Origin of the sequence: Nocardia sp. NBC_00881 (assembly GCF_045207455.1) — a bacterium.
Classification (GTDB): domain Bacteria; phylum Actinomycetota; class Actinomycetes; order Mycobacteriales; family Mycobacteriaceae; genus Nocardia.
In genome coordinates this window covers 2,708,411-2,729,625 of the sequence record NZ_CP108798.1, presented here as the reverse complement: position 1 = coordinate 2,729,625, position 21,215 = coordinate 2,708,411, and the positions used below count along the sequence as shown (strand labels likewise).

At 64.8% G+C, this 21,215-nt stretch carries 20 protein-coding genes and 1 pseudogene; 9 read left to right on the top strand and 12 right to left on the bottom strand.

Translation table 11 applies throughout. The annotated features are described in order from the left end of the window. Window positions 1-14 precede the first annotated feature (14 nt). The 5 genes from OH799_RS10660 to OH799_RS10640 are packed head-to-tail and all read right to left on the bottom strand — an operon-like array spanning window position 15 to window position 5,416. On the bottom strand, window positions 15-971 hold the full coding sequence (locus OH799_RS10660) for a fumarylacetoacetate hydrolase family protein (protein ID WP_406278653.1): 957 nt from the start codon (window positions 969-971) through the stop codon (window positions 15-17). 17 nt (window positions 972-988) lie between these two features. Further along, complete coding sequence (locus OH799_RS10655; RefSeq protein WP_406278650.1) at window positions 989-2,008, bottom strand: phosphotransferase family protein; 1,020 nt, start codon at window positions 2,006-2,008, stop codon at window positions 989-991. Then, window positions 2,005-3,315 (bottom strand): phosphopyruvate hydratase, encoded by a 1,311-nt coding sequence (gene eno / locus OH799_RS10650; RefSeq protein WP_406278647.1) that lies wholly within the window; start codon window positions 3,313-3,315, stop codon window positions 2,005-2,007. The genes OH799_RS10655 and eno overlap by 4 nt, the downstream gene beginning before the upstream one ends. Continuing rightward, entirely contained in the window at window positions 3,312-4,304 is a 993-nt protein-coding gene (locus tag OH799_RS10645) for a C-terminal binding protein (RefSeq protein ID WP_406278644.1), read from the bottom strand. Before OH799_RS10645 ends, eno begins: the two co-directional genes overlap by 4 nt. Continuing rightward, on the bottom strand, window positions 4,301-5,416 hold the full coding sequence (locus OH799_RS10640) for a fumarylacetoacetate hydrolase family protein (protein ID WP_406278641.1): 1,116 nt from the start codon (window positions 5,414-5,416) through the stop codon (window positions 4,301-4,303). The genes OH799_RS10645 and OH799_RS10640 overlap by 4 nt, the downstream gene beginning before the upstream one ends. A gap of 360 nt (window positions 5,417-5,776) precedes the next feature. Here OH799_RS10640 and OH799_RS10635 point away from each other — a divergent pair, with 360 nt between their 5' ends. After that, on the top strand, window positions 5,777-6,094 hold the full coding sequence (locus tag OH799_RS10635; protein WP_357261545.1) for a cupin domain-containing protein: 318 nt from the start codon (window positions 5,777-5,779) through the stop codon (window positions 6,092-6,094). A 106-nt stretch (window positions 6,095-6,200) separates the two neighbouring features. On the opposite strand, the gene OH799_RS10630 is transcribed toward OH799_RS10635, so the two are convergent. From OH799_RS10630 to OH799_RS10610, 5 genes are all read right to left on the bottom strand, one after another. Beyond that, on the bottom strand, window positions 6,201-6,773 hold the full coding sequence (locus OH799_RS10630; protein WP_357261548.1) for an NAD(P)H-dependent oxidoreductase: 573 nt from the start codon (window positions 6,771-6,773) through the stop codon (window positions 6,201-6,203). 86 nt (window positions 6,774-6,859) lie between these two features. Next, window positions 6,860-7,966 (bottom strand): alcohol dehydrogenase catalytic domain-containing protein, encoded by a 1,107-nt coding sequence (locus tag OH799_RS10625; protein ID WP_406278637.1) that lies wholly within the window; start codon window positions 7,964-7,966, stop codon window positions 6,860-6,862. An 81-nt stretch (window positions 7,967-8,047) separates the two neighbouring features. Further along, window positions 8,048-8,587 (bottom strand): carboxymuconolactone decarboxylase family protein, encoded by a 540-nt coding sequence (locus tag OH799_RS10620; RefSeq protein WP_406278634.1) that lies wholly within the window; start codon window positions 8,585-8,587, stop codon window positions 8,048-8,050. A 26-nt stretch (window positions 8,588-8,613) separates the two neighbouring features. Continuing rightward, window positions 8,614-9,603, bottom strand: a complete 990-nt coding sequence (locus tag OH799_RS10615; RefSeq protein WP_406278631.1) for a VOC family protein — start codon at window positions 9,601-9,603, stop codon at window positions 8,614-8,616. A 624-nt stretch (window positions 9,604-10,227) separates the two neighbouring features. After that, a complete protein-coding gene (locus tag OH799_RS10610; RefSeq protein WP_406278628.1) occupies window positions 10,228-11,268 on the bottom strand; it encodes a LacI family DNA-binding transcriptional regulator in 1,041 nt (346 codons plus the stop codon). A gap of 626 nt (window positions 11,269-11,894) precedes the next feature. On the opposite strand from OH799_RS10610, the gene OH799_RS10605 reads away from it, so the two are divergent. Then, window positions 11,895-13,172: an MFS transporter gene (locus OH799_RS10605; protein WP_406278625.1), complete on the top strand. Its 1,278-nt coding sequence runs from the start codon at window positions 11,895-11,897 to the stop codon at window positions 13,170-13,172. A gap of 139 nt (window positions 13,173-13,311) precedes the next feature. Here the strand turns inward: OH799_RS10605 and OH799_RS10600 are convergent, their stop codons facing one another. Further along, window positions 13,312-13,809 (bottom strand): MarR family winged helix-turn-helix transcriptional regulator, encoded by a 498-nt coding sequence (locus tag OH799_RS10600; protein ID WP_406278622.1) that lies wholly within the window; start codon window positions 13,807-13,809, stop codon window positions 13,312-13,314. 547 nt (window positions 13,810-14,356) lie between these two features. Between OH799_RS10600 and OH799_RS10595 the strand changes: the two genes are divergently transcribed. The 5 genes from OH799_RS10595 to OH799_RS10575 all read left to right on the top strand — a co-directional run bounded on the left by OH799_RS10595 (window position 14,357) and on the right by OH799_RS10575 (window position 19,036). Then, complete coding sequence (locus OH799_RS10595) at window positions 14,357-15,229, top strand: class II glutamine amidotransferase (protein WP_406281973.1); 873 nt, start codon at window positions 14,357-14,359, stop codon at window positions 15,227-15,229. Window positions 15,230-15,278: 49 nt separating this feature from the next. Next, window positions 15,279-15,686 carry a TetR family transcriptional regulator gene (locus tag OH799_RS10590; RefSeq protein WP_406278619.1) on the top strand — a complete coding sequence of 136 codons (408 nt, stop codon included), beginning with the start codon at window positions 15,279-15,281 and terminating at the stop codon, window positions 15,684-15,686. After that, on the top strand, window positions 15,625-16,575 hold the full coding sequence (locus tag OH799_RS10585; RefSeq protein WP_406278616.1) for an FAD-dependent monooxygenase: 951 nt from the start codon (window positions 15,625-15,627) through the stop codon (window positions 16,573-16,575). Before OH799_RS10590 ends, OH799_RS10585 begins: the two co-directional genes overlap by 62 nt. A gap of 409 nt (window positions 16,576-16,984) precedes the next feature. Then, window positions 16,985-18,130 carry a peptidogalycan biosysnthesis protein gene (locus tag OH799_RS10580; protein ID WP_406278613.1) on the top strand — a complete coding sequence of 382 codons (1,146 nt, stop codon included), beginning with the start codon at window positions 16,985-16,987 and terminating at the stop codon, window positions 18,128-18,130. Between the two features lie 21 nt (window positions 18,131-18,151). Beyond that, entirely contained in the window at window positions 18,152-19,036 is an 885-nt protein-coding gene (locus tag OH799_RS10575) for a hypothetical protein (protein WP_406278611.1), read from the top strand. 154 nt (window positions 19,037-19,190) lie between these two features. On the opposite strand, the pseudogene OH799_RS10570 reads toward OH799_RS10575, so the two are convergent. Then, a pseudogene (locus OH799_RS10570) lies at window positions 19,191-19,306 on the bottom strand (antibiotic biosynthesis monooxygenase); the annotation flags it as partial. A 230-nt stretch (window positions 19,307-19,536) separates the two neighbouring features. On the opposite strand from OH799_RS10570, the gene OH799_RS10565 reads away from it, so the two are divergent. Further along, window positions 19,537-20,481: a metal ABC transporter substrate-binding protein gene (locus OH799_RS10565; protein ID WP_406278608.1), complete on the top strand. Its 945-nt coding sequence runs from the start codon at window positions 19,537-19,539 to the stop codon at window positions 20,479-20,481. Further along, window positions 20,478-21,212: a metal ABC transporter ATP-binding protein gene (locus OH799_RS10560; protein ID WP_406278605.1), complete on the top strand. Its 735-nt coding sequence runs from the start codon at window positions 20,478-20,480 to the stop codon at window positions 21,210-21,212. The genes OH799_RS10565 and OH799_RS10560 overlap by 4 nt, the downstream gene beginning before the upstream one ends. The last annotated feature ends 3 nt before the right edge of the window (window positions 21,213-21,215 follow it).

The following is a 21,215-nucleotide window of genomic DNA, read 5'->3' as shown; positions in this document are numbered from 1 at the left end:
CTACCCGCAGACCGTCACCGTGTCATCGATTTTCCCAGGGTATCCGGAGAATCCTCGATGATCTCCACGTGCAGCGACCCCAGCCCGGAGATTTCGCCGACGAGGTGATCGCCGACCTCGGTCCACCCGCCGGTCGACAGCCCCACGCCGGCCGGAGTGCCGGTGAGCACGACATCTCCTGGTTCGAGCGTGACATGCTCGCTGATCCGGGCGACGAGTTCCGGTACCGGCCAAATCATGTCTTTGGTGTTGGCGTTCTGCCGGAGTTCGCCGTTGAGGTGGAACCGAAGCTGCAAGTTTCCCTCATCGACGAACCGCGCCGGCACGATACCTGGGCCCAGGGGGCAGCTGTCGTCGAACGCCTTGCCTCCGAACAGGTCGAACTTGGCCAGATGTTTCGGATGGCGCTGCCAGTCGCGCGCCGACAGATCGAGGCCGATGGTGTATCCGGCGACGTAGTCGCGAGCCTCCTCGACCGCGATGCGCCTGCCGCGCTTGCCGATCACGAACGCCAGCTCGAGTTCGTAGTCGAATGTGCTCGACTGAACCGGATAACGCACCGACCTGCCCTGGCCGACGAGGGTTGTGGTGGGCGGTTTGAGGAAGAAGACCGGGATGTTGTCTTCCTTGGTGAAGTCGGTGTGTCCGCCGTCCTGCGTCATATGGTCGTAGTAGTTCGCGCCGGTGCAGATGACCTTGCTGGGGTAGCGCAACGGTGTCAGCCAGTCCTCGAGTCGGCCCGGCGCGTTGACTTCGGCGCATGTCAGCGCACCATCGGTGAGGTCGCGGGCAGCACGCAGCAAAACCGGTTCGGTGTCTGTCCAGTGCGCGAACACCGTCATCAGCCCGGCCGAGGGATTCGGTGCGAGAACTTCCGGTGCGAGGTCGGCGATCCGGTAATGCCTGCCGTCCATGCTGAGTACTGGGGTCGGCGAGTCGTCGACACAGATCGTCGCGAGGGAAAATGTCATGGTGAGTTGTCTCTTCACTAGGTGCCGCTAGGGAGCGAGCTGGCCATTGCCCACCGGTCGAGCAGTTGGTCGACGGCCGGTGCGGGATCGGCGAGCAGCGCCCGGCCGACTTTCCGGACTTCGCGGCGTTGAGCCGTATCGAGATACTCCACCGGGGACATGCCATCGATGCGGGCCAGCGCGAGCGCCGGCAGCAGTGCCGTCACGCGCTTGCCGAACGCGGTCGGTGATTCCCAATCGATATGGCGTGCGTGCGCTTCGGTCAGCGTTTGCGCCGCAGCGCGCAGTTCGGCGGCGTGCCGCGGCAGCTTGACCGATTTGATGAGCAGGTGATTGAGGCAGAAGGCGACGTCGAAGGCCGGGTCGCCGAACCACGCGCACTCTGCGTCCAACAGCACTGGGCCATCGGGACCGAGCAGAATGTTCTTCGGACTGACATCGCCGTGCACGACGGCGAGATGCGTGCTTGTCGTCGTCTTGGCCAGTTCGGTGAACCGTTCCCGCAGATCTGAGTGCGTTTCTCCGGTGAACCGCAGGAACGGCTCGATGCGCAAGGCGTCGAAGTTGTCATCGGTGTCGAATCGAAGCGCGCTCCGCGAATCAGCGGCGCTAGCTGAGTGCAGTCGGCCGACGAGGTCTCCGACCGCTCGCGCGGCCGGAACGTCCACGTTCCCGCCGAGCAGCTCTGCCTTCCACACCGGGTAGCGTTCCGGCGGCAGGAATTCCATCGCGAACAAGCCCGCCTCGGCGTCATGGGCGATTACCCGCGGTACGTGACCCGGGCACACTCGGGCGGCGAACCGTAGCCAGTCGTACTCGACCTGGTTTCGCGAGACGGGTGCGAGCCACTCGTGCGCGACCTCGAGCTGTGCCAGAGCTCCTTTGACACATATTGTCCTGGTGGGCAGGTCCGCTTTCCACAAATCCGATGAGACCCCGCCGGTCACCGGAGTCAGCTCCGCGTACTCCCCGGCGCGCAATAATCCTTGCCTGCGCAGGAACTCGTGTACTCCCGTGCGAGAGTCTGATGAGGTCATGGGGTCAACTCGGCGGCGGAAAACGAACCGGGCAGCGGGAGCGGGCTGAATCCCAAGCCGCTATCCTCCGCGATACGAATCAGCTGGTTGTACTTGGCCAGTCGTTCCGACGAACGTACCGACCCGACCTTGATCTGCCCCGCGGCGGTGCCGACCGCGAGATCAGCGAGGAAGTCGTCCTCGGTCTCACCTGAGCGCGCCGACACCACCGAAACGTAGTCGGCGGCTTCGGCCGCGGAAACAACCTCGAGCGCGCCGGTGAGTGTCCCATTCTGGTTGACTTTCACGAGGACACCCGTAGCGCACCCCTTTGCGATGCCCTGAGACAGGCGATACGGGTTGGTCGTGAACAAGTCGTCTCCGATGAGCCGCACCCGATCTCCGAGCCGCGCCGTCAGCGTGTGCCATCCGTCCCAGTCTTCCTCGTCCAGCGCGTCTTCGATGGACACGATCGGGAAGTCGTCGACCCAGGACGAAATGATATCGATCATTTCCGCCGCACTGACCCGGCGCCCTTCCCTGCGCAAGTGGTAGTCCCCGGTCGTGCCGTCGTACAGGGACGTGGCCGCGACATCGATCGCGATCGCGACATCCACACCCGGCACGAGTTCGGCGCGTTCGATCGAGGCCATGAGCAATTCGAGCGCAGCCCGTCCGGTGCGGCAGCCGGGGCTCACGCCGCCTTCGTCGGCGAGCAGCGTCGGCAGGCCGCGTTCGGCACACACTACTGTCGCAGCGTCGCGGACCTGCGCGACGAGCCGGATCGCCTCCAGCATCGAGGTCGCCGCGATCGGCACGGCAAGAAAGTCCTGGACGTCCATCCCGCGTCCGGCATGCAAACCGCCGGACAGGATGTTCACCATCGGCATGGGCAGTACTGGCTCGGCCACACCGGCGAGTTCGGCGATCCGCCGGTAGAGCGGCTGCCTGGATACGTTCGCGGATGCTCGGCAGATCGCCAGTGAGGTGCCTAGTACGGCGTTCGCGCCGAGCCGGGAGAGCCCGGGCGTGCCGTCTAGTTCGCGCAGCAAAGAGTCGCAACCCCGCTGATCCATCACGTCGTGCCCACGCAGTGCGCCAGCGATCTCCCCGTTGACATGCGCTACCGCGGACAGCACGCCCAAGCCGTTGAAGAACGCTCCGTCACCATCGCGAAGCTCATGCGCTTCATGCGTGCCGGTGGACGCACCGGACGGCACCGAGGCGCGGGCGACAACGCCGTCTTTCAGGACCAGCTCGACCTCGACCGTGGGTCGTCCACGGGAGTCGAGCACCTGTCGGCCGCGCACGCTGCTGATCACGCTCATAACGGCACTCCATCCGGGATTGTCGAAGGTTGGTTACAGGGATAACGCGGTGTTTCGCCGCACAACACCCGGACGACTTCCTCCGCTGCGCTGCGGCGGAGTTCGACGACCGAGGCGTCCGAGGAGAACGCGATGTGCGGGGTGATCACCACGCCAGGGTGCTCCAGAAGTTCAGCGGGCACCGAAGGTTCCTCTTCGAGCACGTCGAGGCCGGCGCCGCCGAGGTGGCCGGCCTGCAGCGATGCGACCAGGGCTTCGGTGTCGACCAAGCCGCCGCGGCTGACGTTGACCAGCAGCGCCCCGGGCCGCATGAGTGCCAATTCGCGGGCACCGATGAGGTGGCGCGTCGCGCCCGTCAGCGGCGCGTGCAGCACCACGACGTCGCTGCCGGCAAGCAGTTCGTCGAACTCGACGACCGGCACACTGCCGGTATTCGTAGCAGAAGGATCGCTGACCAGGACACGGGCGCCCAGCGCGCGAAGCTTCGCCGCGCTCGCTCTGCCGATCCGCCCGAACCCGACCACACCGCAGGTCAGAGTGGACAGCCGCCGCAGCCGGGCACCGGTCGGGTCCCAGCGCCCGGCCCGCACCTCACGGTCGGCGCCGACCAGTCCTCGCGTCCAGGCCAGCACCAGCCCGACCGCGTGATCGGACACCTCTTCGACGCAATAGTCGGGAACGTTGGTCACCAGCACGCCGTGGTCGGTCGCGGCGGCTACCGCGATGTTGTCGAGACCGACGCCCATGCGGGCGACGACCCGAAGCGCCGTGGCGTCGGCGACGGCGGCAGCCGACACCGGTGCCCAGCAGGTGAGTATCGCCGCTGGCTGATGCTGTGCCACCAGCGCTTCGATCGCGGCGGCGGGCGCCGGTTCCGGCGGTCCGCTGACCAGCCGGAAACCGGCGGATTCGATGACCGCGCGCTCCACGCTGTCGTCGGGCCACGCTCGATCGGTCAGCAACACCGTGTTGCTCCGGTCCTCGGTCATCGCATGTGTTCTTTCTCGGTTGCTTGTCGTGGGGCGACACGCGCCTCTGGGAGTTCCTCCGCGACGCAGACCAGGCGTTGCTCGCCGAGCCCTGACACCTGCGCGGTCACTACATCGCCGGCGGCGAGGAACCGTCCATGGTGGACGCCGAACCCAGCCGGCGAACCGGTGCACAGGACGTCGCCCGGCCGTAGGCTCGTGTGCCGGGCGAGGTACGCGATTTGGTGCTCGATACCGAACAGCATGTCCTCAGCGGTGTCGTTCTGCATCACGATGCCGTTGACGGACAACTGGAGGCGCAGCCGCGGTGGGTCGGGAACCTGCCATGCGGGCACGAACCACGGCCCGAGCGGCAGCGAACCCGGCATGCCCTTGCTCTGGATCCAGTCGCTGCCGAGGCTCGGTAGATCTTCGCGCACCACCCGGGAACGGACGGTCAGATCGTTCGCAACGCAGTATCCGGCGATGACGCTCGCCGCGGTCCCCGGGGAGATCCGGCGGGCAGGCGCGCCGAAAACGACCGCGATCTCGACTTCCCAGTCGAGGGTCTCGACGCCGGGCGCGATCGACAGGTTGCCGATGGGACTGCCGACTCGCTCGGAACTGGTCAGGCAGACGTAGGGCTCGCCGGTCCGGCCCCGGCGGTGCAGTGCTTCCAGTGCGGACGCCCGCCGTGCGGGAGCGCCCGGCCCGTCGGCGCCGTCACCGGCGTCCGCGGCGGCTTCCACGACCTGGCGGACATAGTTGCCGATTGCGCAGAACATTTGCCGGGGCCGCATCGGTGGTCGCACGAGCAACGAGCCGATATCGTCGCCACGGGCGAGGATGAGGTCCCTGGTCTGCGAGCGAGTAGTCAGGTCGCGCAGGCCGGATTCGTGATCCGGCCAGTGCTCGAGAAGTTCGGTGAGTGATCCGGTTCGCCCGAATGGCCACTCGTCGGCCCACTCGCGCAGCGGCAATGCACGTCCGTTCGCGACCAGCCACGGCATCGACTCGCTGTCGCCTCGGCTTGCCTGTGCCAGCACGATGCCCGCCGGGGCCGCATCGCCATCCGAGTCGAATCCGCCGCGGCTTGCCATCTCCGCGGTGTCCGCCTTCCAATGCGCTGCCATGTGCTAACGATAGCACTCTCGACCTCTGAAACTCTAGCTGTAACTCTCTGATTTTTAAGAATGTGCACGAAATCGGCAGCAAAATCGACAGGGGTGCACTAGCCTGTAGTGCTATCGATGGCATGATCAAGGAGTGAAGCAGTGAAAGTGCGGCGGGTAGTGGCTGGGAATGATGCGCGAGGGCAGTCAGTTCTTTTGTCCGACGGCGTCGTCCCGAACAGCCACGACTTCGAGTCCATGCCCGGTCAGGCGCAAGCCCGCGTCTGGTTCACCGCCGGGTCTCCGGCGACGACACCTCCCGGGAGCGAGCCGACAAGCAACACAGGTCCGGTCGTTCCCGGCCCTGGGGGAGCGAGCTTCGTGATCGTGCAGTATGCGCCCGATTCGGTGGTCGCCGACCCGCGCTTCGACGCCGCGCGTGCCGGCGCCGAGTTCGCCACCTACGCACCGGACATCGCCGAGGCCTCGGATCCCGCCGTGCCGGGCATGCACCGCACGCCGAGCCTCGACTACGGTGTGGTGCTCGACGGTGAGATCTGGCTCGAACTGGACGACGGCACGCGGACCCGGCTCACCCGCGGCGACACGATCGTCCAGATTGCCGGTAGGCACGCGTGGCGGAACAAGACGGACCGGCCGGCGACAGTCGCTTTCGTCCTCACCGGGATCGGCGACTGACCCACGGCGAAGAGCGCTCTCTACCAACGGAGAGAGCGCTTTCCGGAAGCCCGGAAGTGGCCTCCCGGCCCTGTGATCAGGCAACGAGAAGTTTCCGAACCGACCACTATGCGACCGGCGGGCGCAGGCGAGCGAGCGCGACGGTGGTGCGGGAGAGTTCGTCGAGGAGCGCCGTGCACGCCGCGGCGGCCGGCTTCCCCGGGTCGAACACGCCGTCCACGAGGTACTGCGCGAAGTTCGACAGTGCGACCTGATCGGTCAGCGGCAGCATCCGAAGGGCGGTCAGGACGGGTTTGAGCAACTGGACGGCTCGCATCCCGCCGGAGAGTCCCCCGTAGCTGACGAATCCGGCCGGCTTGAACGCCCACTCGTCATGCAGGTAGTCGAGCGCGTTCTTCAGCGGAGCGGGAAAGCCATGGTTGTACTCAGGCATCACGAACACTACGGCGTCGCACGCGTCGACGGTGCTGCTCCACGAGCGCGTGTGTTCGTGGACGTAGTTCCGCGCTCGGGGATTATGCGGTTCGTCCATCATGGGCAGGGCAAGTTCGGCGAGGTCGGTGACCTCGATCGTGAAACGCCCGTCCAGGCGGCATTGCTGGGCGAACCAGTCCCCGATCGGTTTGCCGGCGCGTCCCGGCCGCGTGCTCGCGATGACGACTTGCAGTGTTGCTGGCATGGCTAGACCTTCGTTTGACATTGCGGCGAAATCCCGCGGCGAGAGGCCATGTCCGAGTTCGGCCCGGCCTCCTGACCACGGCTTGTTCAGGGAATGACGACGTAGTTGCTGAAACCGCCGCGGCGGTCCTTCAGCCCGGAGATCGCGTGGTTGACCTCTGTCAGGGGAAACCGCTCGTGTTCGAGATAGGCGAGGTCGAGCGTGCCGGTCTCGACCATGTGCGCCAGTTCTTGGCCCTGTGCGGTGCTGAACCAGTTCGAGCCGATGAGCTGCACCTGCTCGTCCATCAGCCACTTCATGTCCACCGGTACCCGGTCGGCCACCCCGCCCACGTTGACGACTTTCCCGCCGCGACGGACGCCCTGAATCGAATCCAGCATCGTTTCCGCCGAGGCCCGGGCGCCGAGCGCGCTGATCACGAAGTCGGCGCCTTCGCCGTCGGTCAGCGCTTTCGCCCACTCGCCTGAGGGCTTGTCGCCGAGTTCGAGAATCTCGATCCGGTCTGGCGCCAACGACTTGACCCGGTGTAGCAGTTCCTTGTCTCGCCCGGTGCCGAGCACTTTCGCTACCCCTAGGGCCAGTGAAAGCACTGTCGCCGCAACGCCCAGCGTTCCAGTGACTCCGTCGATCAGGCCCACCATGCCGGGTCCCGCATCGGCCATGCGAAGGGCGCCGTAGGACGTTCCGATGTAGCCGAGCCGACCCGCCTGCTCGAAGGAGATGTTGTCCGGCAGCTTCACCAGCGATTGCTGAGGCGCGGTCATGTATTCCGCGAAACCCCCGTAAGGGTAGAGGTCGAAGATCTTCTGACCATCGGGTGAAGTGCTGAAGTAGCCGTTGAGGGTGAAGTAGCGGCACCGGCTGAGCTGACCGCCTCGGCAGGAGTAGCAGCTCCCGCATGAGCGCAGGGGGTTGACGTACACCCGGTCGCCTGGCCTGGTCCTGATCACCGCCTCGCCGACTTCCTCGACGATTCCTGCGGCGTCCAGTCCGAAGATCGCGGGGAGTGCGGCTAGCGGCTGCTGGGGAAACCAAGTGGGCCAGTTGCTGATCACGTTGGCCATATTCGGCACGATCCCGCAGGCCTCCACCCGCACGAGAACGTCTGTTGGTCGGGGTTTCGGCACTTCGATCTCATCGATCGACATCGGCTCGCCGATCGCATGCAGCCGGGCCGCGCGCATCAACGCCATTGGTGGTGCTCCTTCTATTCCGATTCTGGGAGGGCGGGGCCGGTCGGCCCGGTAAAGATCGCGGCGAAGTGGGCGGTGGTCCTAGCCCGGGTAGCTGTCCTCGAGGTCGATGTCGAGCATTCCCATGATGCGGACCCCGGAGTTGTACCAGGCGATGGTCAGCGCGAGTTCGACCATCTGCTTGTCGCTGAGGTGCGCCGAGGCTTCGGCCCAACGCTTGTCCGTGACCTCGACTGCCGCGGTGGACTCTTCGGCGAGCCGCATCACGGCACGTTCGGCCTCGTCGAAGAGATCGGAGTTCTCGAAGTCGGCGACTGCGGCCAACTGCTCCGGCGTGACACCGGCCTTGTGGGCATGGGACTGGTGGTGCGCGATCTCGTACCGCGACCGGGTGGCATGGCCGACCGTCAGGATCGCGAGCTCGCGGAGTTTCGGGCTCAGTTCCGAGCCGTCCCTGAGCGCATTGGCGTAGGACAGGAACGCGTCGAGCAGTGCGGGTGCGTTCGCCAGGGCAGCAAAGATGTTGGCGGTCGGCACCTTTCGTTCCACCTCGAGGCGATCCCACAGTGCTTCGGTGTCTGCGGTGGCGTCCGCGCGGGAGAGGTAGGGGACTCTTGCCATGGTGGTTCTCCTGGATCTGCGCTAGGTCAGTTCGCGCGTTGCTCGAGCAGGAAGCGTTCGAGCGTCAGCGGGTTCTGCGGGGTTTCGGGCGCCTTCTGCACGACGTCGTCGAATTCCGACGCCTCGAAGTACCACTGCTCGAGTGCGGGAAGACCCCACCGGGCGTTGGTGCTGAGTGCCGCCGCGTCCCACCGCACCGGCTCGGTCTCGATATCGATGGTCTGGTAGTGGCTGTTGAACACCTCGACCCGATGTCCGTCGGGGTCGCGGAGGTAGACGAAGAGCATGCCGCCCGGCCCATGCCGGCCAGGGCCGCGTTCCACCGAGTCGCCGTAGCCGAGATTGCCGGCGAAGTCGCACGCGGTGAAGATGTCGCGGCTTTCGGAGACGGTGTAGGCGAAGTGATGCATCCGGGGGCCCTCGCCGGTGACGATGGCCAGATCGAGGCAGGTGCCCTTCCGGTACATGAACGCACCGAGGAGGGTCTCGCCGTGGGTGACGTATTCCGAGTTCCGGAACCCGAGTGCGCTGTAGAAGGCGCACAGCTGGTAGGTGTCCGGAGCGAGGATCTGGTAATGATCGAGCCGCTGGGCGTGTGCGCCCTTGAACGCCTCGAACTGGATGTGCATCCGCGGCCGCGTCTCCATGGTCGCGCACAGCTCCAGCGGCGTCCCGACGGGATCGCTCACGTGCAGAGTCCGACCCTGATGTTGCGCGACGACCCATTCGGCCGGAAGTTCCCGCTCGCGGAAGTAGTCGTAGGCGACGTCGAGATCTTCATCGAAGAACACCCGGAATCCGATCCTGCGGCAGATGCCGCCTTCCGGCGCCTGCTCGAGTACCAGACTGTGATGACACGCCTCCTGTAACCCGCGCAGGTAACAGACGGAACTATTTTCTTCGGTGACGACGAGGCCGAGCACGTTCACATAGAAGTTCCGGCTCTCGGCGAGATCGGCGACGGTCAACCGGATATGGCTCGACCGGCTGATGTCGAACGGCGGCCGGAGGTTCACGGGGGGCAACATCGGGCGTGGTACTCCAATCGGTGTTTCGGGCGGTTCCCGCTTGACGTCGGACAGTAGTTCGCAGAAATAGCCCCAATGATGATTATTCTATAATTATAGATACATAACTTAAAAGCAAGGGTCGACTTCTGTCTGTGTTCGAGTCCTTGCGTGGCCGAGATGTTCGACACGGGCGAGCGCGTTGTCGTCGGTTCCGCGCGGTGGTATGCGGGTGGTCCAGCATCGTGGCCATCGCGAGCTCCTTTGCTGGGTCTACCCGCTGCCGACTCGGTTGCGACCGGCATCCTTTGATCGTGCTATCGATAGCATTGGGCGACGCCCTGAGCCTGCGATCCTTCGTCTGTCTGGGGTGGCGTAGTTCTGGCGATCGCGGCGTCCCTGATTACCAGGAGGCTCGCGCACGTTTATTGCATCAATCCAGGGTGTAGACCCTAAATGGTAATTCTGACCATATAACTATGTTGCTATAGCGTCAAGGGGTAGAAGCTGCTCCGGACGCTCCCGAATCGTTGTCCGCGCCCTTGGAGATTGTCGTTCAACGCTCGGCGCTGGGCCGGCGCCGGCACACTCGATGGTGACAGGGCAGCCGCGCAACCGCGGTGTGGCGGGTTTTCAGCTGCCCTTCCGGCGCGGCGGTCGGCGCACATTTGCGGGAGGCGCGGTACTGCCCCGCACGATCAGTGCCCCGGGCGACACCGAGGTGTACGGAGTGTCATCGTCCGGCTTGGTGCTCAATCGGCGCATGAGCCACAGCCCGCAGCCCGCGGCCACCGCCTGGATGGGCAGGCCTATCGTGGTGAGACCCGGTCCCCACCAGGAAAAACCCGGCTCGTCGCCGAAGCCGACGACGGACAGATCTCCAGGCACGCGTACGCCCATTCGGTGGAGTTCTTCCAAGGTGCCGAGCGTGAGCTGGATCGATCCGAGCGCGATCGCGGTCGGCGCCGACCGCGCCGTTAGTAGTCGGCGCACCGCTTGTCGCCCGTGCTCGATGGAGGACGGCGGACCCAGTTCTATACGACTGGCTCGGCTCGGCAGGTGGCCTTCGGAGAGCGCGCTGCGAAAGCCTTTCAGGCGCTCCGCGCCGGTGGGCAGTTCGGCTGAGCCGCCGACATAGCCGATCCGGGTGTGTCCTTGTTCGACGAGATGAGTCGTGGCCTGCCGCATGGCCTCGAAGTCGTCCACGCCGAACCATTGTGCCCCGAGCGACGAATGCTTGCGCAGCAGCTGCACATGGGGAATGGTCTGGAGCAGTTTGCCCGATTCACTGTGCGGGCGCGCGGTCGGCACGATGATGATGCCGGCCACTCGACTCGCGGAAAGCTCACGCAGGTGGCGCAACTCCACCATTCGGTCGTCATCTGTTTCCGACAGTATGAGCTGGAAGCCCTGCGTCTCCATGTCTTTGGACAGCTCATGGGCGATAGTTGAGTAGAAACTGTTCCGGATATCGGGAATCACCAGGCCGACCACGTTGCTGGCGGCGCCGCGCATCATTCGCGCGGCCCGGTTCGCCACGTATCCCATCTCGGCGGCGGCCTGGCGGACCCGGAATTTCGTTTGCTCGCTGATGCGATGGTCGTCGGCCAGTGCTCGCCCCACCGTCGACACGGAGAGCTGCAAGTGTTCGGCGATATCTCTGGTGGTGATCACTGGTTGCCCGATCTTCCGAAGGCTGTGCGGAAAATCTAATGCTAGCGATCGCACAAGACCTGGCGCGGGAGGCGTGGGAAGTGAACTGCCGCGCCGAGCCGCGTGCTCCATGGTGCAATCGGCGAAATATTCGATTCGGGCCACCGCATCGAGGTGCGGCTTGCCATGGGGGACAAGGAAATTTCCGGTGCCCAACGCACCGATCTTCAAGGCCGTCGACTTGCTGCGTCGGCCGGGCCGCGCTGAAACCCCACGCGGCTTCTGCGCGTTCTGATTCGCACCTCTCGGTCTCGACGATGATGACTGTGCGGCGAATGCTAACGATAGCACATATCTTTGGCGAATCAAGAGATCTCTGACGCGCGAGTTGTCTGCCAACGTGCGTCCGGCGGAGGTGTTTCCGCCGGACGCCGAAATAGTTCGCCGTCAGCTCTTGACGTGACGCGCGCAACAGTTGATGCTGGCTGCCATCCACGACTGTGTGGCGGACCGTTGACAGCGACGCGGCCCGTCATTGTTTCCAGCGAACCACCACCTATCCGGTTGCAACCGGGTTGCCGTGTGCCGTTTTTCGGTCGTTCTCGCAATCCATCAGGGCCTACGGCGGCCTTTCCGCAGGAGTCTCAATGATCAATGCAGCACCCGCTGACGCGGGCAATGTTTCCGTTCCTACTATGGCGGGACCCCGCCAAACCTCGGTGCCCGAACTTGTCGTCGCGACCGGGTTCTCGGTGATGGCGGTGTCGTACATGATCAACGCCATGGACCGGCAGGTGTTCGCGCCATTGCTGCCAACCATTCGTTCGGAGTACGGGTTCGGGCTGCAGGAAGGCGGGCTGCTTGCCACCGGTTTCACACTGGGCATGGCATTGGCCGGACTTCCGGCTGGATATCTGGTGGACCGCTTCTCCCGCAAGACCGTCATGGTGGTCAGCATCGTGATTTACTCGCTCGGCACGTTGGCGACAACACTGGCGTCCGACTGGGTCGATATGTCGGCTTACCGAATCTTCTCGGGCTTCGGCGAGGGCATGCAGTCCGCTGCGCTATTTGCGGCGGTCGGTGCGTTCTTCAACCACAGGCGCGGTCTCGCTTTCGGTGCACTCGGCGTCGCATTCGGGGTCGGGAATTTCCTCGGCCCGCTCGTCGGTGTCCATCTGGCGACAACTTATGACACCTGGCGAGCGCCCTTCGTCGTATTCGGTTCGTTCGGTCTGGTCGTAGCACTGATCGCTGTGTTCGCCGTCAGCCGCCGGATGACCGAGCGAGTCGTCGAAGCGACGGTCAGCACCGCGACCTTCGATTACATGCCCGCGTCTCCGTACAACCGCAACTCCATAGCGTTGGCGATCAGCACGGCGATCGGTGGCGTGGTGATTTATGGAGTTCTCGGTCTCTACCCGACGTTCCTGATCAACCAGCTGCACTACACAAGGGCCGATTCCGCGCTGGCCCTGAGCTTCGTCGGCTTCGGCGGGGTCGCGGGTCTGCTGGGTGGTTGGCTCGGCGACCGGGTCGATCAGCGCAACCTCCTGATCGGCAGCTACCTCGGGATCTCGGTGGTCGGCATTCTCATCTATCAGGCGCAGGGCGCGCTCGGCTGGCAGTGCGTGTTCGCATTCCTGATGGGCGTCGGTACCGGTTTCGTGTTCCCCAATAGCAGCAGTGCGATGCAGCGGGCGGTACGGCCGAATCAGGTCGGCCTCGGTGCCGGACTGTTCGTCACCAGCTACTACCTGCTCGCCGCGTTCTCCGGTCTGCTCTTCACCGCTCTCGTAGCTGCCTTCGGCTGGCGTCAGGCGGGTATGTGGCAGGTCACGGTGCTGCCGCTGGTCGCTGTCCTCGCGTTGGCGTTCGTCCGGACCGCTCAGTTCAACAACGCGGTCCGGCAACGTTCGCACTGAATGTCTGACGCAGGAGCGCCCTCGCCGATCATGTCGGCGAGAGCGCTCCTATCAGTCGGTCGGTGTCGGACCCGCTGGGAGGTGCTCGCCGGCGCCTTCTTTGTCGGTAGGCCGTTCCGGCTCGACGTTCCAGGGCGGATCAGGGAGCGTCGCCTTGCCGGTGCCCGACGAGCCCGGCCTCGACCCTGCGCAGCAGCGCCACGGCCGAGCCGAGGTCCGCGGCATCCCCGGCCGCCGCGGAGACAAGTCCGGCCCACTCCGCGCGGACCAATGCATAGTTGCTCGTTCCGCGGGCAGTCGGATAGATCTTCACCTCGCGACCGTCCTCCGCGCTGCTGCGGCGCTCGATGACCCCTTTGTCCTCCAAGCCGCGGAGCACCGTGCTGAGGTTGCTGCGCTGCAACCCGGACGCGTGCGCGATCCGGCTCGGTATCGCGCCCGGGTGGCGGTGCAAATAGCGCATCACGATCCCTTCGGACGGCGAGAGTGACACGGCCTCCTTGCTGGAGTAGCCACGGAACTGGATCTCCCGGGAGATGATGAGTACCAGGTCGGCGAAGTCGGCCCACAGGTCGTCGGAGGCGTTCGAGGCGCGCCGCCGCCCATTCCCAGCTTGATCATCTCCCACGGCCCTCATCGTACTACTTAACAATTCATAGTTATTTCTCAATAGCTAGGCCGTCGTGAAGCGGGGGATGTGCGGCTGTTGACCGCGAGTAACACCACGATCGCCAGCTGGACACCGACCACGACACTGCCATGGGCAGGATGGCCACGCCACCGGTCAGGCGGCGTACAAGCCGTCCTTGACGGTGAACGGCAGGATCACATTGCCAGGCCGCGCCACATCGACGGCAGGCGTGGCAGCGACGGCGGAAGCAGGGTACTTTGCCGCGTCGCTCGGCCCGCTGCTCGACGAGGTATGTCGTGACGCCGAGCGCGGCAGCGGCCGCGAGCATGATCCAGGTCCAGGCCGGCCAGCCGAGCGTGTGACCCGTCGGGGCAAAATCCGCCACATCGGTCTGGCGGAGGCCGGTGTGACCACGATCCGCCGCGCCAACGCCGTGCTGGACCACGGCTTTCGCACCGGGACGATCCGCTCGACCGAACAGTTCGACCCTTCACACACAGAGGTAGTTGCAGGAATCCGCAGTAGAGCGCTCTCTGGGCGTACGGTAGGCAGCATGTGCCGCCTGTTCGGCTTGCACGCGGGACGCGCCGTGGTGACGGCGACGTTCTGGCTGCTGGACGCGCCCGACAATCTGTCCGTCCAAAGCGCGCGGAATCCCGACGGCACAGGCCTGGGTGTGTTCAACGGTGACGGCAAGCCGGTGGTGAGCAAGCAGCCGATCGCGGCGTGGGAGGACACCGCATTCGCCTGCGAAGCCCATGAAATGACGGGGACGACGTTCATCGCCCACGTTCGGTACGCGTCCACCGGTGCGCTCGATGTTCGCAACACACACCCGTTTTTGCAGGACCACCGGATCTTCGCGCACAACGGCGTAGTCGGCGGGCTGGACGTGCTCGACGCACGGCTCGCGGAGCTGCGCGTCGCCGATCTAGTGCTGGGGCAGACCGACAGCGAGCGGGTATTCGCGTTGGTCACTTCCTCGATCAGGGCAACCGGGGGCGATGTCGAGGCGGGACTGCTGGACGCAATGAACTGGCTGGCGGTGAACGTGCCGATCTATGCCGTCAATCTGTTGCTGAGCACTGCGACGGATATGTGGGCGCTGCGGTATCCAGAGCCCCATAAGCTGTACTTGCTCGATCGGCGCAAGCCGGTCGAGTCAGCGGACTTCGATCTCCAGACCTGGCGCATTCACGCGCGGTCGGAGCATCTCGATAGACAACCATCGATCGTGTTTGCGAGTGAGCCGATAGACGACGATCCGGAGTGGCGACTCCTCGTTCCGGGCACACTGGTGCACGTTGATGCCGACCTGATGCTCACCGAGTGTGTGGTGTTGCCCGAGCCGCCACAACACCAGCTCACGCGGGCCGACCTCAGCCCGACCGCTGCGGCGTCACAGCACCCGGCGTCGGCTCGGTAATCGCAGGCTCGAGGCAGGTACACACGCTCGGAGGGGGACCCTGCGGCCGATGCCGTCCCCGGACGCTCATGGCAACCGTGACCAGATCGTCGCGGCGGCCTTGGTTCTATTCCGGGACAAAGGCCTCGATGTATCGATGAAGGAGGTGGCCGACCGCGCCGGTGTGGGCGCCGGCACGCTGAACCTGACTCAGGCACGGCCGTCTCCGAACTCATCGCACGTCTCACGGAACAAGCCCACGCCGATGGCGCACTCCGCCCGGACATCACCCCCGCCGATCTCGCGAGCCGATGACCCTTGCAGATCTACATCCGCCCCGACGAGGATCGCCCTGCGGCAGTACATCGCGGCATCGCCTTGCTCATGGATGGGATGCGGGTGCGCTATTCCTGAATGTGCAGACTCTCGCCCGTCGGCGATATTCATCCCTAGGTCGTTTCAAAAATATCTCACATGAGGCAGGTCGATCGGAAGCCGGTCTCAGATACCGGTACACGGACATCACCACCGACACGGCCGAATACGTCTTCGGGAACGGCATTCAGACCCTCGAGCAGGATGCCGACGGAGTCACTGTCACGTTCGAACACGGACCAGCGCGGCGATTCGACCTGGTGATCGGGGCCGATGGCCTGCACTCGACGGTCCGGCGGCTGGTCTTCGGCCCGGAGTCCGACTTGGTGCACCGCATGGACCACTACTTCGCCTTCGGTAACACCGACTCGGCACTGGGCCCCGACCGGTGGGTGACGGTGTTCAACACCCCCGGCCGTATGGCCGGGATCTACCGTTCGGGCAATCACGCACAGGCCAAGGCATACATCATGTTCCGTAGCCCGCGGCGCGACATAGACCTGCGCGACCAAGGGGCGGCGCGAGAACTGTTGGCCGCTGAGTTCGCCGCCGAAACCGCTTGGCACGTACCACGACTGCTCGAGGGCGTACTCGCAGATCCGGAACTGTATGTCGATACCCTCGGACAGGTTCGGATGGACTCGTGGTCGGCGGGCAGGGTTGCACTGGTCGGTGATGCCGCGTACTGCGCGTCCCCGGCCTCGGGCGCCGGTGCCGAACTGGCGTTGATCGGTGCCTACCGCCTCGCCGGCGAGCTCGCGGCCTCCGGCGGCGACCACCACATCGGATTCCGCCGCTACGAGCAGACCAGCCGCACCCTCGTCGACCGCAAACACAAGCTCGGCCCCAATCTGCGGTTGATGGTGCCGAAGTCGAGAATCGGCATGGCGGTGCGCAACACGATCACCCGCCTACCGCTGCTGGAATCCATGGCGGGTACGGAACGCATCATGGCACCCGAGGCCGCGGAGAAAGTGCCCGACTATCGGTGATGCGCTGCGAGGTCGTCCGGTGCGTGCCCCGTACTACCGGAGGCATTTCTCCCTGCATTGCGTGAACTGATAGAGGTCGATGAGCACCACGACGTGGTGGTGGTGCGCAAGCGTCCGAGTCCATATACGTTGCGGCGCATCGGGATCGGTTCGCGGTCGCGGGGAGTGTTCCGATGATCGTGTTGTCCCGGGAGGCTGGGCACGATTCCGACGACACCGCCGACAAGAGGCGGAAGTCGCCGGTTCAGGATGCCGAATATTGACTGGACAATCCGAACCGTGTTGGGGAACCCCGGGCGGTGGAAGGTGTGAATGTCCAAATTGTGGAACGAGTGCTGGTCAGCCCACCCAGCATCGGCGGGTCGGATGTCCTACGATCGCGGTACCTGCTAGTAGCTCGGGAAGAACTATGCTGTGCACATCCATCGAAACGCGCCGGGTCGAAGCCGTAGACGCGATCAGTGCGATCGAATGGGATGGCCTTGTTCCGCCGGGCGATCTGTTCTGTAGTCACGCCTGGCTGCGACATCTCGATGAGGCGGCAGGCCGGCGTCCGGTCCTCACGGTCAGCATCGGTAACCGGGTCACTGGTGCGACGGCCCTCTGGGAGGGCGAGCCGATGCCCGGGCTGTTTTATTTACCGGAATTCTTCCCGGAGCTTTCGGGCCCGTGGCAGCGCCCGTTCGTCTGGCTCGGGGCCCGTCGGTCGGTGCGCAACGGCCTGGTCTGCACGGCTGGGCCGCAACGGTCGGCGACGTTGTCGCACCTGCTCGCCGGTTCACTCCATTACGCCCGCGAGAACGGTCGGGCCGGGGTGGTGATGCCGTACCTCCCGGTGAGTGCCGCAAGAGAACTCGGGCGCGCGCATCCCGCCGCGCACGTGCTGCTGCATTCCGCCGAGGCTACGGTCGCGGTGCCCCCACGCGGAACCGCGGACCTTGTCGCGCATGCGGGCGGACACAACCGCAAGCGGCGACGACGAGAGCTCCGGGACTTCACCGCCGCCGGCTTCACCCTGGAATGGGTCGATCTCACACCCGAGATCGAAGCCGCGATCGCACCGCTGATCGCAGCTACCCGCCGCAGATACGGCAATGGCCAAGGTGTTGTGTGGATGTTGCGTGTCTTTGCCGCCCAGCGCCGAGTAGGCCTACTCGACCACGCAAAAGTCTTGCTGTGTCATCGAAATGGCAGGCTGGCCACAGTTGCCGTATGTTACCGGCATGGCGACAGCCTGCACGGCCGGTATTTCGGCGCGGACGATGCGGTGAGCAGAGACGGGTACCCGTATTTCGTCACCACCTGTTATGCCCCTATCGACTACGCCGCACACAACGGGCTACCTCGGCTTTTCCTGTCGACGTCGTCACTGGAAGCGAAGATCCGCCGTGGTGCGACGGTGGAACCGCTCGCGGCTGTGGTGCTGCTCGACAATGATGAACTTCACGTCGAACGTGTGCGTGCGCACAACAGGGACCTAGCGCGGGGTTACCGTGACCGATTTCCCAAGTACTTGTCCTCGCTGAGCCGTGACTGGCTCGATTTTCTGTCCTGATCCGAACGAAAGGCACGCTGAATGCTGCACCTGGTCTACCGGTTTCGACCGACCGTAAAGGCCCGCGCAGATCTGGCAGCGTTCTGGCAGTGGATCGCAGACCGCCAGCTCTGGTTCTATGCCGACCTGGACATGGTGCTCGGCACCCGGTGGTACACGGTGACCGTCGGTGACGATGTGCATTGCCTCGAGCATCACGTCACTTTCGCCGATGAAGCCGAATGGGGTCGCTACCGTCGCGAAATCAGCGCTCGGTCCAGGGATCCGGAATGGGAGAAACGGCGGACCGATCAGGACGAGTGGTACGAAATCCTCGACGCCCGGATCCTCACCGACCCGATGATTCCCATCCCGCTACCCACACCCGAGCAACCCGGACGGGGATCGGACGTGGCGGCTCTCGCGCTGCGCAGCCGTGTCCTGCTCGATCAGGCTCGATTCGTCACCCTCGCCACCAGTGGACCTGCCGGTCCTTGGTCGTCCACCGTCAACTACGTCGTGCTGAACCAGCCGCTGCGGCTGCTGTGGTATTCGCTGCGTGTCGCCCGGCATTCGATGAATATCGCCAGCTGGCCGCTGGTCGCGGGCTCGATTTTCCGGACCGGGCTGACCGGCTCCGATGCCCCGTCGGGCATACCTATCGACGGTGCCCAGTTCACCGGCGAGTGCCACGAAGTCACCGCCGAGGAACTGCCCGCCTACTACGACCACTACTACGAATCGAACTTCCCCGATCCCGGGATCCGTGCCGAGTGGATGCTGCCGCTCGACGAATTCCGCGCCGATGGTCCCCGCCGGTTTTATCGCCTCGATATCGACCGGTGGTGGCTTTACGACGCACAACGCTGGACCGAGGACAAGCACGACACCAGAATCGAAGTCTCCGTCGCCGCCATCGACCGGTGAGGGCCTCGGCAACACGACCGATCGGCAGGACGGGACACGATGACGCGCATTCCATCCGGGCAGGTGCCGATCATCGAATGTGAGCAATCGAAGCAGCCGCGGGGACCGGAAATCGCAAAGTCGAGCCTGCGCCGGAAGGATCGGTTCCGCCGTTTTATCCGACAGTCATCTCACCCATGTCGGACCAGTCGGTGTCGTCGATGGTCTGGCTGATGATCTTCGGGTTGACCGAAGTGCCTGCGGTAGTTGGTCCATAGCGGCTTTGAAATGGGGACCCTCGGCTGGTGCATGTCGCGCAAGCACGTCTTCGGGGTGTGCGACTTGCCGGTCACGGTGAGCGAGGGGCCGTTCGACGCCGAGCCGGTTCACTTGTCGGCCTGAAGGGGAGCGATGAACGTACGCTTCGGTCGGTGGTCCCGTGGATCGGTGGCGCTCGGACCGTCTCCGCGATAGTTTCGCAGCGCTAACTCATAAGTTAGGCTATACGAAATCGTCCGTTGATGAAGGTTGGACTCCAACGCATGTTTTCTCGTCGGGTACGCCTGTTCTCCGCAGCAATTACCGCGTGCGCTTTGGGCTTTGCCTTGACCTCTTGTAGCGGTGGCAGCGCAGGCGGGGATGGTCGGCCGGTGGTGTTGACCACGTTCACAGTGCTGGCCGATATCGCGCAGAATGTGGCCGGCGAGCACTTGGCGGTCGAGTCGATCACCAAGGCGGGCGCGGAGATCCACGGCTACGAGCCGACTCCTGGCGACATCAAGAAGGCATCGAAGGCCGACCTGATTCTGGACAACGGCATGAACCTGGAGGCGTGGTTCGCCCAGTTCGTGTCTGACGTGAAGGTGCCGCACGTTGTGGTCAGCGAGGGGGTCGCGCCGATCGCCATCGGCGAGGACGCCTACCGGGGGAAGCCGAATCCGCATGCGTGGATGTCGCCGCTGAACGTGCTGATCTATGTCGACAACATGGTGCGTGCGTTCGGCGAACTCGATCCAGCTCACGCCGCCGACTTCCGGGCCAACGGCGAAACCTACAAGACCGAGCTGCGCAAAGAGCACGACGAGTTGGTCGGGACGCTCAATGCGCTGCCGCCGGATCAGCGCGCTCTGGTGTCCTGCGAGGGCGCATTCTCCTACCTGGCACGCGACGCCGGTCTGAGCGAGAAGTACATCTGGGCGGTCAATGCCGAGCAGCAGGCCACGCCGCAGCAGATCGCTTCGGCGATCGACTTCGTCCGCCAGCACAGGGTGCCCGCTGTGTTCTGTGAATCCACCGTGTCCGATGCCCCGATGCAGCGAGTGGTCGAAGCCACCGGCACCGCATTCGGCGGTGTGCTGTACGTCGATTCGCTCTCGGAGGCCGACGGTCCGGTACCCACGTATCTGGCACTGATCCGGCACGACGCCGACAGCATCGGTTCCGCGCTGACAGGCACACGCCGGTGAACACGCCCGCCGTCGAGGTCCGCGATGTCACCGTCCACTACGGTGACGTCCTCGCGCTGGATCGGGTCGACCTGACCTTGGCGCAAGGGCGGGTCTGCGGCTTGATCGGGATGAACGGATCCGGCAAATCAACCTTGTTCAAGACCGTCATGGGCCTGGTCAAGCCCGACCGGGGGAGCGTGCTGATCAACGGTAGGGCGCCGCTCGAGGCCCGTCGCGCGGGCGCCCTCGGCTACGTGCCGCAAGCCGAGGATGTCGACTGGAGTTTCCCCCTCTCGGTCTATGACGTCGTGATGACCGGCCGCTACGGGCAGATGGGCTTCACCCGCCGCCCCCGCCGCGGCGATCGCGCGGCGGTTGCCGCGGCTTTGGAGCGAGTGGAGCTCACAGACCTCGCCGACCGGCAGATCGGGCAACTGTCCGGCGGCCAGAGGAAGCGAGCCTTCGTGGCTCGTGGCCTCGCGCAAGGTGCGACGATCCTGCTCCTCGACGAGCCGTTCGCCGGCGTCGACAAGCGCTCGGAGGCCACCATCACCACACTGCTGCGCGAACTCGCAGACGGCGGGGCCACGATCCTGGTGTCCACTCATGATTTGCACGCGCTGCCAGGTCTGGCCGACGAGGCGGTGCTGCTCATGCGCAGTGTCCTCGAACACGGCGACCCCGACTTCGTGCTCCAGCCGGAGAACATGGCCAGGGCCTTCGGTCTCGATGTCATGAACCGGGTGTGAGAC